The sequence below is a fragment of the Oceanibaculum indicum P24 genome (genome assembly GCF_000299935.1).
Lineage (GTDB): Bacteria > Pseudomonadota > Alphaproteobacteria > Oceanibaculales > Oceanibaculaceae > Oceanibaculum > Oceanibaculum indicum.
Map to the genome: position 1 here is coordinate 91,213 of NZ_AMRL01000009.1, position 13,883 is coordinate 105,095.

At 66.1% G+C, this 13,883-nt stretch carries 13 protein-coding genes; 5 read left to right on the forward strand and 8 right to left on the reverse strand.

Annotated features, from left to right (window positions below; genetic code table 11):
- Window positions 1-12 precede the first annotated feature (12 nt).
- Window positions 13-909, reverse strand: coding sequence for a LysR family transcriptional regulator (locus P24_RS09260; RefSeq protein WP_156816242.1), 897 nt, complete (start codon window positions 907-909; stop codon window positions 13-15).
- Between the two features lie 122 nt (window positions 910-1,031).
- On the opposite strand from P24_RS09260, the gene P24_RS09265 reads away from it, so the two are divergent.
- Window positions 1,032-2,114: a TauD/TfdA family dioxygenase gene (locus tag P24_RS09265; protein WP_008944451.1), complete on the forward strand. Its 1,083-nt coding sequence runs from the start codon at window positions 1,032-1,034 to the stop codon at window positions 2,112-2,114.
- A 9-nt stretch (window positions 2,115-2,123) separates the two neighbouring features.
- On the opposite strand, the gene P24_RS09270 is transcribed toward P24_RS09265, so the two are convergent.
- The 5 genes from P24_RS09270 to queE form a co-directional block, all read right to left on the reverse strand.
- A complete protein-coding gene (locus tag P24_RS09270) occupies window positions 2,124-2,765 on the reverse strand; it encodes a LysE family translocator (protein ID WP_008944452.1) in 642 nt (213 codons plus the stop codon).
- A gap of 66 nt (window positions 2,766-2,831) precedes the next feature.
- Window positions 2,832-3,458 carry a TetR/AcrR family transcriptional regulator gene (locus P24_RS09275; RefSeq protein ID WP_008944453.1) on the reverse strand — a complete coding sequence of 209 codons (627 nt, stop codon included), beginning with the start codon at window positions 3,456-3,458 and terminating at the stop codon, window positions 2,832-2,834.
- Between the two features lie 72 nt (window positions 3,459-3,530).
- Window positions 3,531-4,229: a 7-cyano-7-deazaguanine synthase QueC gene (queC, locus tag P24_RS09280; protein WP_008944454.1), complete on the reverse strand. Its 699-nt coding sequence runs from the start codon at window positions 4,227-4,229 to the stop codon at window positions 3,531-3,533.
- Window positions 4,226-4,594, reverse strand: coding sequence for a 6-pyruvoyl trahydropterin synthase family protein (locus P24_RS09285; protein WP_008944455.1), 369 nt, complete (start codon window positions 4,592-4,594; stop codon window positions 4,226-4,228). The genes queC and P24_RS09285 overlap by 4 nt, the downstream gene beginning before the upstream one ends.
- The gene (queE, locus tag P24_RS09290; RefSeq protein WP_008944456.1) at window positions 4,594-5,226 is read right to left on the reverse strand and encodes a 7-carboxy-7-deazaguanine synthase; all 633 of its coding nucleotides are present in this window, start codon (window positions 5,224-5,226) and stop codon (window positions 4,594-4,596) included. Before queE ends, P24_RS09285 begins: the two co-directional genes overlap by 1 nt.
- Before the next feature lie 238 nt (window positions 5,227-5,464).
- Between queE and P24_RS09295 the strand changes: the two genes are divergently transcribed.
- From P24_RS09295 to pstB, 4 genes are all read left to right on the forward strand, one after another.
- Window positions 5,465-6,433 carry a PstS family phosphate ABC transporter substrate-binding protein gene (locus tag P24_RS09295; protein WP_008944457.1) on the forward strand — a complete coding sequence of 323 codons (969 nt, stop codon included), beginning with the start codon at window positions 5,465-5,467 and terminating at the stop codon, window positions 6,431-6,433.
- A 138-nt stretch (window positions 6,434-6,571) separates the two neighbouring features.
- A complete protein-coding gene (locus tag P24_RS09300) occupies window positions 6,572-9,205 on the forward strand; it encodes an ABC transporter permease subunit (protein WP_008944458.1) in 2,634 nt (877 codons plus the stop codon).
- A 25-nt stretch (window positions 9,206-9,230) separates the two neighbouring features.
- The gene (gene pstA / locus P24_RS09305; protein ID WP_008944459.1) at window positions 9,231-10,967 is read left to right on the forward strand and encodes a phosphate ABC transporter permease PstA; all 1,737 of its coding nucleotides are present in this window, start codon (window positions 9,231-9,233) and stop codon (window positions 10,965-10,967) included.
- A 31-nt stretch (window positions 10,968-10,998) separates the two neighbouring features.
- Window positions 10,999-11,835, forward strand: coding sequence for a phosphate ABC transporter ATP-binding protein PstB (gene pstB, locus P24_RS09310; RefSeq protein ID WP_008944460.1), 837 nt, complete (start codon window positions 10,999-11,001; stop codon window positions 11,833-11,835).
- On the opposite strand, the gene P24_RS09315 is transcribed toward pstB, so the two are convergent.
- Window positions 11,811-12,761 (reverse strand): glucokinase, encoded by a 951-nt coding sequence (locus P24_RS09315; RefSeq protein ID WP_008944461.1) that lies wholly within the window; start codon window positions 12,759-12,761, stop codon window positions 11,811-11,813. The two genes, pstB and P24_RS09315, sit on opposite strands and share 25 nt — an antisense overlap.
- Window positions 12,761-13,816, reverse strand: coding sequence for a TauD/TfdA family dioxygenase (locus tag P24_RS09320; protein WP_008944462.1), 1,056 nt, complete (start codon window positions 13,814-13,816; stop codon window positions 12,761-12,763). The genes P24_RS09315 and P24_RS09320 overlap by 1 nt, the downstream gene beginning before the upstream one ends.
- Between the last annotated feature and the right edge of the window lie 67 nt (window positions 13,817-13,883).

Genomic DNA, 13,883 nt, shown 5'->3' on the forward strand with positions numbered 1-13,883 from the left:
CCGCCAGGGTCATCAGGGCGTGGCGTGGGCAAGGAAAATAGCCAGCGCCGCCGCCACCACCGGCCGGCTGGCCCGGTCGGCGCGCCACACCAGCACCATTTCCCGCCATAGCGGCGGATCGAGTGGCCGGATGGCGACATGGCCGGCCTCCGCATCGCCGCGCGCCACGATCTCCGAGATGATCGTCCAGCCATAGCCGGCGCGCACGAAGCCGATCAGCGCGTCGGCGCTGCCGATATCGGTGATCCTGAGCCGCGCCGGATCGGCCTCCGTCAGCCAGCCATCGATCCCGCCGCGGATGGAGCCGGCGCGGTCGAACAGCACGAGCTGCCGGCCTTCGAGGTCGCGCGGCGTGATGCTGGCCATGCCCGGCGCTTCCGACGCCGGGGTCACGCAGACCATCCGGTCGCGGAAGAACAGCCGGCTTTCCAGCGCGGGCTGGACGGGCGTGGCGGTCAGCAGGCCGATATCGACGCTGCCCTCCAGCAGGCCGGGCAGCAGATCGACCGTGTTGCCGGTCAGGATGCGCAGATCGATGCCGGGATGCCGGTCACGCAGGCCGGCGACCACCGGGGGCAGCAGATGGCGAGTCGCCGTGGCGCCGGTGGCCAGCACCAGCTGGCCGACGATTTCCGCCCGCTGCCGGGCGATGGCGTCGAGCGCGGCCTCGATCTCCCCGGCGGCGCGGGCGGCGGCGGCGATCAGCATCTCGCCCTCCGGCGTGGGGCGGCTGGTCCTGCCGCTGCGGTCGAGCAATGCCACGCCGACCTGCTGCTCCAGCAGGCGGATATGGTTGCTGACCGCCGGCTGGGTCAGGGCCAGCCGGTCGGCGGCCAGCGAGAAACTGCCGGTCCGCGCAACCTCGGCCAGGGTGCGCAGCCGCTCCAGCGTCGGCAGGTGCCGGGCCATGTTCTGCTCCAATGGATAAAAATAGTTGATCAAAAATATCAAAATTCAAAATTTTTAAAATACTGAACTCCATCGGATCATAGGGGCCTCGATACCGCATCCGCGACGAAGGGGAGTGAGCGATGGAACAGCGCAGGGAGCCCGCCATGCCGGCCGGGCCGGTTGGCGGCAGCGCCGCCTGGACAGTGCCGCAGGTGATAATGCGCGACGACTGGATTTGCCGGCTGAGCGACAGCGACGTGGCGGAGATCGATGCGGCGGTGGCTGACAGCCGCGCGCGCGGCCTCGCCATCACCGAGATCGAGCGCGACGATTTCCCGCTCGACCGGCTGACGGCGCGGCTGGGAGCCTTGCGCGCGCAGATCCGCTCCGGGCTCGGTTTCGGCTATATCAAGGGGCTGCCGGTCTGGCGCTATGACCGCGAGACGCTGCTGCGCATCTATTGGGGGCTGGGCCGGCATATCGGCGACCCGGTGACGCAGAACCGCAATGGCCATCTGATCGCCCATGTCATCGATGTCGGCGACCGGGCGGGCGACAATAAGCGGTTGACCCAGAGCAATGCCGAACTGTGCTTCCACGCCGATTCCTGCGATGTCGTGGCGCTGTTGTGCATCAACCGCGCACGGGAAGGCGGCGAGAGCATGATCGTCAGCGCGGTCGCCGTGCATGACGAGATGATGCGCCGCCGCCCGGATTTGCTGCCGGAACTCTACAAGCCGGTCTATATGGACCGGCGCGGCGAGGTGCCGGACGGTAAGCTGCCCTGGTTCGGTATGCCGCTGTTCACCTGGCATCGCGGCCAGATCAACGGCTATGCCCCGATCCGGCAATATGTCGAATCGCTGGCGCGCTTCCCTGACGCGCCGCGCATCTCCAACGCGCAGATGGCCGCGCTCGACCTGTTCTACGAGATATGCGAGGAGGAGGAGTTCTGCCTGCGCCTGCAGTTCGAGCCGGGCGACATCCAGTTCCTGCAGAACCATGTCGTGTTCCATTCCCGCACCGGCTTCACCGACTGGGACGAGGCGGAGAAGAAGCGCCATCTGATACGGCTGTGGCTGTCGCTGCCCGATGGCCGGCTGCTGCCGGATTCCTATGCCGAGAAATGGATCAATATCGAGCGCGGCACACGGCGCGGCGGCGTGCCGACGATGACGCCGCCGGTCATTCCGCTCGATCCGATGGCGCGTGCTTATGGATAAAGCGGGCGCTCAGCCCGCCTTGCGCCAGGCCACGGTCATGATGCCCGCGCCGATCAGCAGCGAGCCGCCGACCCGGTTCACGCCGCGCTGCACCGCCGGCTTGCGGATGGTGCGCCGGGCGGCCTGCGCCAGCAGCGCATAGGCCAGCGCGTTCAGCGTCGCCAGGGTCAGGAAGGTCGCCCCGAACACCAGCATCTGCGGCACCACCGGCAGGCTGGCGACCAGGAACTGCGGCAGGAAGGCGACGAAGAACACGATGCCTTTCGGGTTCAGCGCGGTCACCGCATAGGTGTGCGCGAAGATGCGCCAGGGCTTCACGCCGTCGCTGATCTCCACTGGCCGGCCGGCGGAGACGGGGGCGCGCCACAGCTTCACACCGAGATAGATCAGGTAGGCCGCGCCCACCCATTTCAGCACGGTGAACAGCGCCGCCGATGTCGCCAGCAGCACGCCCAGCCCCAGCATCGAGGCAGTCATCGCGGTGAAGTCGCCCAGCGCCACGCCGGCCACCGTCGCGCCGGTCGCCTGCCGTCCATGGCCCAGCGCATAGGAGATCACCAGCAGAATGGTCGGGCCGGGAATCGCCAGCAGTACGGCGGCGGCGGCAACGAAGGCCAGCCAGTGTTCGACGGAGAAGAGTGTGAGGTCCATTGGAAGTCTCCTGCCTGTAAAGGGGAGACTAATCCATGGCCGGCGGGGCCATGCAACTTCTATCCGCTATTCCGCGACGGCGGCCAGGCGCGGCGCCTTCTCCCCGCCATAGGCATGGGTCAGCACGCGCAGATAGGCGGTGTAGAGATGTTCCAGCCGGTCGAAGGAGCCGGCATCGGAGGTGATGGAGCCGGCACTGTCGATGATGGCCACGATCTGCACCACGATGTCGCGGGCCGGTGCGTCGGCTGCGATCTCGCCCCTGGCGATGGCCTGGGCGAGGGCGTCGTTCACATAGGCCTCGGCGGTTTCCGAAAAGCCGCGCAGCGTGTCCTTGGATTTCCGGCTCAGTACGTCGGATTCGAGGCGCATGCGCGAGATGATGCTCCACGGCCGTCCGTCCTTGCCCGCCGGGTTGAAGCGGCGGTAACGCTGCCGGTTGAACTCCATCATCCGCCGCACGCGCTCGACATAGGCCAGGTTCTCGGCGGTCCAGATCGCCTTCAGCTCCACCGCCGTACCCTCGACATAGTCCTGGATCACTTCCTCGATCAGGTTCTTCTTGGTGCCGAAATGGTAGTGGATATTGGCGCGCGTCGTGCCCAGCCGGTCCGCGATATCCTTGAAGCGCAGGCCGCGGTAGCCATGGGTGATCAGCAGCTCCGTGGCGACTTCCTTGATGCGATCGCGCATGCGCGGTTCCGTTCCGTGCTGTTCAGGCAAATATCTCAGTGGCCGGCAGCCTAGCAGATTTTCATATCTGATTCAGCCGGCCCGGTAGCGCCGCCAGCCCTCGGCGCGCAACTCGCAGGCCGGGCAGCTGCCGCAGCCATGACCCCAGTCATGGACCTTTGTGCGGTCGCCCAGATAGCAGCTGTGGGTGAGGTCGCGCGTGATTTCCACCAGCGGCGCGCCGCCTAGCCGCTCGGTCAGCCGCCAGGTCTCTGCCTTGTCGATCCACATCAGCGGCGTATGGATGACCAGCCGCGTGTCCATGCCCAGCGTCAGCGCGACCTGCAGCGCCTTCAGCGTGTCGTCACGGCAGTCCGGATAGCCGGAATAGTCGGTCTCGCACATGCCGCCGACCAGATGCTTCATGCCGCGCCGGTAGGCGATGGCGGCGGCGAAGGTGAAGAACAGCAGGTTGCGGCCGGGCACGAAGGTATTGGGCAGGCCATTCTCCTGGAAGGCGATCTCTCCCTCGCCGGTCAGCGCGGTGTCGCTGATGCCCTTCAGCACGTCCAGCGGCAGCAGATGATCCTCGCCCAGCTTTGTGGCCCAGGTCGGGAAAGTGGCGGCGATGGCGTCACGCACGGTCTGGCGGCACTCCAGCTCCACCCGGTGGCGCTGGCCGTAATCGAAGCCCACGGTCGCGACCCGCTCGAACCGGTCCAGCGCCCAGGCCAGGCAGGCGGTCGAATCCTGCCCGCCGGAGAACAGCACGAGGGCGGCGTTGTCCTTCATGCAGCAGGACCGAAATAGCGGCAGGTTTCGCCGCTGCTGTCGCGCAGCACGGTCACGCAGGCGAGGCCCGGTACCTGGCCGTCGAGCCGCCGCCAGATCCAGGCGCTGAGATTCTCCATCGTGGCCGGGCCCAGCCCCTCCACCTCGTCGAGGAAATGATGGTCGAGCGCCTGCCGTGCATCCTCCATCAGGCGCGACAGCATGCCCAGATCGACGATCATGCCGGTTTCCGGATCGGGCGTGCCGCGCACCGTCACCTGGGCGCGGTAGGAATGGCCGTGGATGCGCCGGCTGGACTCGGCCTCGATGGCGCGGTTCAGCGTGTGCGCCGCATCGAACCTGAATTCCTTGCTCAACTCGAACATCACGGGATACCGATCATCTTGTGGGTCTGCACGCTCAGCCGCCAGTCCGGGTGGTCGAGGCAATAGGCCACCGCCGCCGCCGTATTCTCCGCCCGCGCCGGCCCGTCCATCGGCTGCAGCCAGAAATGCCGGAAGGACAGGGCGGTCATGCCGTCCGGGCCAAGCCCAGGCTGCGGATAGACCAGCTTCAGCTCGTCGCCCCGACGCAGCACCCAGTCGGCGCCTTCCTTCGGGCTGACGCAGATCCAGTCGATGCCGGGCGGCGGTTCCAGCGTGCCGTTGGTCTCGATGGCGATCTCGAAACCGCGCGCATGAACCGCATCCACCAGCGCTTTGTCAAGCTGCAGCAGCGGCTCGCCGCCGGTGAACACGACATAGCGGCGTGCTGTCCCAGTGCCCCAGCAGGCGGCGATGGCCTCGGCCAGGGCATCGGCATCGCGGAATTTGCCGCCGCCTTCGCCATCGGTGCCGACGAAATCGGTGTCGCAGAACCGGCACACCGCGCCGGCGCGATCCTCCTCGCGCCCGGTCCATAGATTGCAGCCGGCAAAGCGGCAGAACACGGCGGCGCGGCCGGCCTGTGCGCCTTCGCCCTGCAGGGTCTTGAACAGCTCTTTCACCGAATAGGTCATGGAGCCACTTTCTGCCGTGTGGCGGCGTTTCCGGCAAGGCTAGATGATTCTACCGATTTGTTGGGAGAGAGTCCGCGCAATGTCACCGCCGTGTCACAAAACCGCAACGCAAATAGGCTAAGACACGGGGGCGACCAGAACGGTTTCGGGCTTGGGTTTTGGCGCGCAGGGGGTCAATGCGGCGCCCTACGTTTTTGCCCGAAGCCGCGATGCCACTCAGGAAGATGGAGCCTATAACATGAAGAAGTTTTCTGCCGCGCTGGCCGTTGCCGCCGGCCTGCTGGTTTCGACCAGCGCCATTGCGCAGGGGGTCGATCCGAACCTGCCGTCCTACAAGCCGACCAGCGGCGTTTCGGGCAGCCTGAAGTCGATCGGTTCCGACACGCTGAACAACCTGATGACGCTGTGGGCCGAAGGCTTCCTGGCGCAGTACCCGAACGTGAAGATCGAGATCGAGGGCAAGGGCTCCTCGACCGCGCCGCCTGCGCTGATCGCCGGCACCGCGCAGTTCGGCCCGATGTCGCGCCCGATGAAGTCGAAGGAAATCGACGATTTCGAGAAGAAGTACGGCTACAAGCCGACCCCGATCCGCTCGGCGGTCGATGCGCTGGCCGTCTATGCGCACAAGGACAATCCGGTCAACTGCCTGTCCATGCAGCAGATCGATGCGATCTTCTCCAAGACCCGCAAGGGCGGCGAGAGCGCCGACATCACCACCTGGGGCCAGGTTGGCGCCACCGGTGAGTGGGCCAGCATGCCGATCTCGCTCTATGGCCGTAACTCGGCTTCGGGCACCTATGGCTACTTCAAGGAAGTCGCGCTGTTCGACGGCGACTACAAGGACAGCGTGAAGGAGCAGCCGGGTTCCTCCACCGTGGTGCAGGGCGTTGCCTCCGACAAGGGCGGCATCGGCTACTCCGGCGTCGGCTACAAGACCGCCGACGTGAAGTTCATCGAGATCAAGGGTGCCGACGGCAAGTGCTACGGCCCGACCGCCGAGAACGCCTATTCGGGTAACTTCCCGATCGCGCGTTTCCTCTACATCTACGTGAACAAGAACCCGAACCAGGCGCTTGACCCGGTCCGTGGCGAGTTCATCCGCTACATCTACTCCAAGCAGGGTCAGGAAGCGGTCGTGAAGGACGGCTTCTTCCCGGTTAACCAGGGCCTCGCCGCCGAGGACCTGAAGAGCTTCGGCCTGATGTAATCGGCTACGGTGCGGGCGGCGTTCGGCGCCGCCCGCATCTCTTTTGCTTGATCCTGTATTCTTTTATCCCTTTCTTCCTACGCTCCGGCGTCGCGCTGCTCTGGCGGGCGTCGTTCTGAAATCGGGCTGAGGGTTATCATGGCCAGCGACGCCAACGACGCTTCCACCGGAACCGGCAAGACTGCCATCGGCACGGTCCGGCGCCGCAAGGCGACCAGCGCTTCCGTCCTCATCACCGACAAGATCGCCGATTGGGGCATCACTATCGGTGGCCTGATGGTGATTGTTGCCGTGTTCGGCATCATGGTGTTCCTGGCCCAGGTGGTGGTGCCGCTGTTCCTTGGCGGCGATGTGCGCGACACGCGCACCTACCAGATCACGCCGGCAAAGCCTGTCGCCTGGATCAGCACCGACGAGTACCAGACCATCGGCATCCGCATTGCCGATGACGGGCGGATTTCCAGCTTCCATCTCGATACCGGCACGCCGCTGGACAGCGTCGAGCTGGATTTCGGCGGCCGGCAGATCACCGCGATGGGCTCCACCGCGGACGGTTACAATTTGGCATTCGGTTTCGAGGATGGCACGGTGCAGTTCGGTGTGATCCAGCCGAAGATCGAGATCCTGCCGGGCGATGCGCTGCCGACGGCGGCAAACAAGCTGAACGACCGCGACCTGACAGACGGCACTGCCGTCTATTCCCGCATTCCGGGCAACCAGCTCCGCCGCGTCTCGCTGGAAACGAAGCTGGACGAACCGCAGGCGATTTCGGAGGCCGGGCGTCCGATCCGCGCCATCGATTATCGCATCGGCGGCACGGCGGAACGGCCGACCCGGTCCTTCGTGACTGTGGATGGCGACGGCGTGGCCCGCGTCAGCCGCACGGAAACCACGGTGAACCTGCTCACCCGGCAGGCCAGGACGCGTGTCCTGACCTCCACCCTGCCGGACCTGCCGGGCGGCATCCGGGTGACCGAGCTGCTGATGACCAGCCGTGCCGACCAGGTCTATGTCGCCGACGAGAACGGCACTATCTACCGCTACGACACGCGCGATTTCGCTGCGCCGATCCTGGCCGAGACGATGAAGGCGTTCCCGGGCGCCGAGCGCCTTACGGTGCTGGGCTTCCTGAATGGCGAACAGGGGCTGGTCGCCGGCGGTTCGGAGGGTTCCGTGCGCATCTTCTACCGGCTGCAGCCGGAGAATGCCGGTACCAAGGACGGGTACAGGCTGACCCTGATCCGCGAGCTGGAGCCGCACACCGCGCCCGTGGTCAACTTCGCCGCCAGCCAGCGCAACAAGTCGCTGGTGACCATGGACCTCGACGGCAACGTCTGGCTGCGCCACAACACCAGCGAGCAGACCCTGCTGAAGCTGGAGCGTGATGCGCTAACGGACGAAGACACGCAGATGCTGCTGGCGCCGCGCAACGACGCCATCCTGATCGCCGACCGCACGGGGCAGATAAATTACTGGACCTTCCAGGTGCCGCACCCGGAAGTGACCTCGCGCACCATCTTCGGCAAGGTCTGGTACGAGGGTTATGACGGGCCGAGCTACACCTGGCAGTCCTCCTCCGGCACTGACGTGTTCGAGCCGAAATTCTCGCTGACGCCGCTGATCTTCGGCACCATCAAGGCCACCGTCTATTCGCTGCTGTTCGCCATCCCGATCGCGCTGCTGGGTGCCATCTACACCTCGGAATTCGTGCATAGCCGCATCCGCGGAACCGTGAAGCCGGTGATGGAGATGATGGAATCGCTGCCGACCGTGGTGCTGGGCTTCATCGCCGCACTGCTGCTGGCGCCCATCGTCGAGACCTGGATCGCGGCGGTGCTGCTGGCCTTCGGCGCGCTGCCGCTGTCGCTGATGCTGGCGGCCTATTTGTGGCAGGCACTGCCGTCGCAGATGAAGCTGCGGCTGGATGGTATCCCGAAGTTCGCGATGATGTTCGTGGTCATCGGCCTTGGCTGCTACATCGCCTATGCCGCCGGCCCGCTGTTCGAGAATGTGTTCTTCTATGGCGACCTGAAAGCCTGGACCAACGGCGATATCGGCACCGGCCTGCCCTTCCTGTTCCTGGTGCTGCTGCCGCTGTCCTTCCTGGGCGTCAGCTATGTCTTCGGCCGCACGGTGGGCACGACCTACCGGCTTGCGCTGCGCGACATGCCGCAGAACCGGGCCTCGCTGGTCGATCTCGGCCGCTGGCTCGCCATGCTGGTTGCCGCCGGCATCGTCAGCTACATCCTGGCAGCGTCGCTGACCGCCATCGGCTATGACCCGCGCGGCGGTGTGGTCGATACTTACGTGCAGCGCAATGCGCTGGTGGTCGGCTTCGTGATGGGTTTCGCGGTCATCCCGAACATCTACACCCTGGCGGAAGATGCGCTGAACGCGGTGCCGTCCTCGCTGCGCGCGGCCAGTCTGGCCGCCGGTGCCACACCTTGGCAGACGGCGATGTGGGTGGTGCTGCCGACCGCCATGTCCGGCGTGTTCGCGGCGGTAATGATCGGCATGGGGCGCGCCGTCGGCGAGACCATGATCGTGGTCATGGCGGCGGGCAACACGCCGATCCTGGACTGGAACGTCTTCAACGGCCTGCGCACGCTGTCCGCCAACATCGCGGTGGAACTGCCCGAGGCGGTGCAGGGCAGCACGCTCTACCGCATGCTGTTCCTGGCGGCGCTGACGCTGTTCGCCATGACCTTCGTCATCAATACCGTGGCGGAAGTGATCCGCCAGCGCTTCCGCAAGCGCGCCTTCCAGCTTTGATCCGGATATATCAGGGGAACCGGGAATGACCGCGACCGCCGAAAAAGACATGAGCCGGACTGCCGCGAAGCCGCGTTCGGTGCGCAAATACTCGGCCGATATCTCGGCCGTCGGCGAGCCCTTCCTGTGGGGGCTTGGCGGCGCGCTGGCGCTGGGTATCATCCTGATTGCCGGGTTCCTCACGCTGATCTTCTGGAATGGTGTCACTACCTTCTGGCCGAAGCCGGTGGCCGTGGTTACGCTGAATGATGGCGCCAAGGTTGCGGGCGAGCCCTTCCGGTCGGAGGTGTTCCGCCCCGATGCCGCCTTCCTGCAGGCGCTTACCCCCGCTCAGCGTGCCGAGGTTGCCGCCGATGACGGCTTCGTCAGCCGCACCATGTACCGGATCGGCAATTACGACCTGTTCGGCGAGGATTTCCGCTGGGTGCCGGAAACCCAGAAGGCCGATGTCTCCTATCCGGAGAATTTCTTCTTCTTCGAGCGCCAGGAATGGGGCGCTTTCGTCGGCACCATCGCGGCGGTCGATCTGGCCGGCCGCAAGCTGGAAGGGCCGGGGATCGATCTTTCGCTGCTGCATGACGAACAGGAGGCGGCGCGCGACCGCTTCGAACGTATCCGCGAGATCGAGCGCGACGAGATCGGCGCCATCAATCATTACCTGAACGAGCTTCGGCTCGATGTCCGCCGGGCGGAGCTGCGCTATGGCCCGGACAGCCCGGAAGTGCGCGAGGCGAAGGCGGAAGCCGAGGCACGCGCCGCCGAACTGCAGGTCGAATACCGGGCACTGGCCGAAACCGCTTCTGCCATCAAGGCGGAGGATGCGCAGTACCGCATCACCCTGGCCGCAGTCGATGGCCAGACCAAGGAGATGCAGCTGTCGCAGATCGTGCGCTTCTATGCTGCCAACGACCTGTCCTATTTTGAGAAATGGGGCGTGTACCTGTCGCGCTGGGGCGAGTTCCTGAGCGAAGACCCGCGCGAGGCCAATACCGAGGGCGGCATCCTGCCGGCAATCTTCGGTACGGTCGTGATGACGCTGATGATGGTCATCGTGGTCGCCCCGTTCGGTGTCATCACCGCGCTCTACCTGCGCGAATACGCCAAGCAGGGCCGTCTGGTCGCCATCGTCCGCATCTCGGTGAACAACCTGGCCGGCGTGCCTTCCATCGTCTATGGCGTGTTCGGCGTCGGCTTCTTCGCCTACACGGTGGGCGGCGGCATCGATGCGCTGTTCTTCCCGGAGCGGCTGCCCAGCCCGACCTTCGGCACCGGCGGCATCCTGTGGTCGGCGCTGACGCTGGCGCTGCTGACCGTGCCGGTGGTCATCGTCGCCTCGGAGGAGGCGCTGGCCGCCGTGCCGCGTTCGATGCGGGAAGGCTCGCTGGCTTGCGGTGCCTCGAAGTGGCAGACCATCAAGTGGATCGTCCTGCCCCGCGCGATGCCAGGTGTGATGACCGGCCTGATCCTGGCCATGGCGCGCGGCGCCGGCGAGGTGGCGCCGCTGATGCTGGTGGGTGTGGTGAAGCTTGCGCCGGAGCTGCCGGTTGACGGGTTCTTCCCCTATATCCATCTGGAACGCAGCTTCATGCATCTGGGCTTCCACATCTTCGACGTGGGTTTCCAGTCGCGCAATTCCGAAGCCGGCAAGCCGATGGTGTTCGTCACCACGCTGCTGCTGCTGGCCCTGATCGTCCTGATGAATTCCTCGGCGATCTATATCCGCAACCGGCTGAAGAAGAAGTTTGTCGGCAGCCAGTTCTGATCGCTAACCGCCGCCCCGGAGTCTAGATCCCATGACCGACAGCGCCATGCTCGAACCGTCCGCCCGCCCGGCCCCGCCGCAGGAGACGACCTATCACTTCGTCACCTCGCCGGAAGGCTCGGTGATCGACGTGAGTGATTTCAAACTGTGGTACGGCTCTTCCCAGGCCCTGTACGACATCAACCTGACCTTCCAGCGCGGGCTGGTGACGGCGCTGATCGGCCCGTCCGGCTGCGGCAAGTCCACCCTGCTGCGCTCGCTGAACCGGATGAACGACCTGATCGACGGCTTGTCGATCGACGGCCAGATCACCATCAACGGGCAGGATATCTACGGGCCGGGCGTCGATGTCATCGCGTTGCGCAAGCGCATGGGCATGGTGTTCCAGAAGCCGAACCCCTTCGCCATGTCGATTTACGACAATGTGGTCTATCCGCTGCGCGTGGACGGCATCACCGACCGCCGCATCCTGGACGAGACCTGTGAGCGCGCGCTGCGCGGCTCCGCCCTTTGGGACGAGGTGAAGGACCGGCTGAAGGAATCGGCGCTTGGCATGTCCGGCGGCCAGCAGCAACGCCTGTGCATCGCGCGCGCCATCGCCTCCGACCCGGAAGTGCTGCTGATGGACGAGCCCTGTTCGGCGCTTGATCCCATCGCCACGGCGAAGATCGAGGAGCTGATCGACGAGCTGCGCGGCCACTATACGATCATCATCGTGACCCACAATATGCAGCAGGCCGGCCGCGTCTCCGACAACACCGCCTTCATGTATCTCGGCCGGCTGATCGAGTACGGCAAGACCGAGACCATTTTCACCGCGCCGAAGGTGCCGCAGACCCGCGACTATGTGACCGGCCGGTTCGGCTGATCGCGCAGGGCCGCCGCCAGCCCGGTGAAGGCCGGGTAGGCGGCGTCCAGCAGGCTGACCGGGATCGCCTCCAGATAGGCGGCGAACGGGCCCTTGTCGGTGAAGCGCCGGATGAAGGCATCGCGGTCGAAGGCCGGGCCCATGCGGCCCGGTAAATCGCCCGCGATCACCACGCCGCCACGCGCATCGAAGCTCATGGCAAGGTCGCCGGCGATGCCGCCCAGCATCGCCGAATGGGCGGACGCTGCGGCCTTCGCCTGCGGATCTCCGCAGCCCAGTGCCGCCGCCGTGACCTCCTCCGGCGTCGCCTCCCGCCCCGAGAGAGCCCGATACAGCCGGGCGAGGCCAGGGGCCGCCAACACATCCTCCGCCGACAGATGCCCGCTGTCCGGGCGCAGCTTTTCCAGCAGCGCCGCCTCCGCCACGTCGCGGGCGGCCAGCGTCACATGGCCGCCTTCGCTGGAGGCGACATGGAAGCTGCTGCCAGCGGGGATCAGCGCCGCGACCCCTAACCCTGTTCCGGGAGCAACCACCAGCCGCGCAGCAGCGGGGTTGGCGGTACCTGGCTTCAGCGGCAGGAACGCGCTCTCCGGCAGGTCGGGCAGGGCGCGGGCGATGGCGGCCACGTCATTCATCACGCACACCGGCGCGAAGCCGAAACGTGCGGCAAGGCCGGAGGCGGAGAAGCGCCAGGGATGGTTGGTCAGCGCCACCTCGTCGCCGGTCACCGGCCCGGCGACAGCCAGCGCCAGCGCGTCCGGGCGATGGCCGGTGCGGTCCATCCAGTGCTGGATCGCCGCTTCCAGCGTGTCGTGGGCGGCAGTCGGGAACACGTCAGGCGTGCCGATTCGGCCATCCTGATCCAGCAGGGCAAAGCGCGTGTTGGTGCCGCCGATATCGGCCAGCAGCGCGGTTCCGCTCCGCATCAGATCGGAGTCAGCGGCGCGTGCAGCCGTGTTTCGGGCAGGATGATGCCGCCGCGCTCGCCCGGCGTCACGCTGCCGTAGCGCTGGGCATAGGCCGGGGGCAGGGCGCGCGCACTTTCCGGCGCCAGCCACAGCCGCAGCAGGTGGCGCTTTTTGGTGTCCTCCTCCCAATCCTCGAAGCCGGTGCGGTCATGCAGGATGGTGTGGTTGTGCACGAACTGCAGGTCGCCGGGGCGAAGCACCATGGTGAAGTTGAGGGCGGGATCGTCGGCCAGCGCGTCGAACAGGTCCAGCGCCTCCACCGTCTCCGGTGACAGGCGGGGCGCATCCTCGAAGCGCTGCGCCGAATTGATGTATTGCCGCTGATAGATGACGGAGATCAGCCCGTCATGCACGCTGAACACCGGAATCTCGAAAAAGGGTTTCTGGCCGGGGGAGACCTCGCCGCGCCGGTCGGTGGCGACGGGGCGCAGCAGGTGCGGCAGCAGGTCGGGCCGGCGACGGTGGATCTCGTTATAGATCGTCATCGAGCTGACCAGCGCCGAATGGCCGCCGGACTTTGCCGCCTTGAGGCAGAGCAGCCCGACCACATCGCAGGAATCGGTATGGAAGGTCTGGCGCTCGCGGGTCTGGTAGATGCGCACATTCGGATCGTTGGAGGCGAGGCCCAGATCGCGCACATGGCCCAGGATATGGCCCTTGCCGTTCTGCGACTTGGGATTGCCCAGATGCCGGCCGATGCCGACGAAGGCGGCGGCGGACAGCTCGATGGGCCAGTCATCGACCGGCAGGCCGCGGAACAGCACGAAGCCGCGTCCGGTCAGCAATTCCTCCAGCGCTTCCGCCAGCACCGGCCCCAGTGTCGGCAGCGGGAAGTCCGCCTTGCCTATCCGCGCAATATCGATGCCTTGCGCGAGGGCGGCCCTGGCGGCCTGCTCCACCTCGGCGACATGGGCGGGGGACAGCGGCAGAATCCACTCCTGCTCGCGGGCCAGCATGTCGGGTCCGTACCAGGCGGAGGGGCCGGTCATTTCAGGCGGCAGGGGGGCTGTCATCGGGAAGGCGTCCTCGGTCGCGTGTTCTGATTTTCGCGCAGTATTCCCCGCCGCTTGGCAGGGGTCA

Bases quoted from the DNA above. Each gene is read 5' to 3' on its own strand.
- pstB (WP_008944460.1), top strand. From the start codon at position 10,999: ATGACCGACAGCGCCATGCTCGAACCGTCCGCCCGCCCGGCCCCGCCG.
- P24_RS09295 (WP_008944457.1), top strand. From the start codon at position 5,465: ATGAAGAAGTTTTCTGCCGCGCTGGCCGTTGCCGCCGGCCTGCTGGTT.
- P24_RS09275 (WP_008944453.1), bottom strand. From the start codon at position 3,458: ATGCGCGATCGCATCAAGGAAGTCGCCACGGAGCTGCTGATCACCCAT.
- P24_RS09315 (WP_008944461.1), bottom strand. From the start codon at position 12,761: ATGCGGAGCGGAACCGCGCTGCTGGCCGATATCGGCGGCACCAACACG.
- P24_RS09285 (WP_008944455.1), bottom strand. From the start codon at position 4,594: ATGTTCGAGTTGAGCAAGGAATTCAGGTTCGATGCGGCGCACACGCTG.
- queC (WP_008944454.1), bottom strand. From the start codon at position 4,229: ATGAAGGACAACGCCGCCCTCGTGCTGTTCTCCGGCGGGCAGGATTCG.
- P24_RS09320 (WP_008944462.1), bottom strand. From the start codon at position 13,816: ATGACAGCCCCCCTGCCGCCTGAAATGACCGGCCCCTCCGCCTGGTAC.
- P24_RS09300 (WP_008944458.1), top strand. From the start codon at position 6,572: ATGGCCAGCGACGCCAACGACGCTTCCACCGGAACCGGCAAGACTGCC.
- P24_RS09270 (WP_008944452.1), bottom strand. From the start codon at position 2,765: ATGGACCTCACACTCTTCTCCGTCGAACACTGGCTGGCCTTCGTTGCC.
- P24_RS09265 (WP_008944451.1), top strand. From the start codon at position 1,032: ATGGAACAGCGCAGGGAGCCCGCCATGCCGGCCGGGCCGGTTGGCGGC.
- queE (WP_008944456.1), bottom strand. From the start codon at position 5,226: ATGACCTATTCGGTGAAAGAGCTGTTCAAGACCCTGCAGGGCGAAGGC.
- pstA (WP_008944459.1), top strand. From the start codon at position 9,231: ATGACCGCGACCGCCGAAAAAGACATGAGCCGGACTGCCGCGAAGCCG.
- P24_RS09260 (WP_156816242.1), bottom strand. From the start codon at position 909: ATGGCCCGGCACCTGCCGACGCTGGAGCGGCTGCGCACCCTGGCCGAG.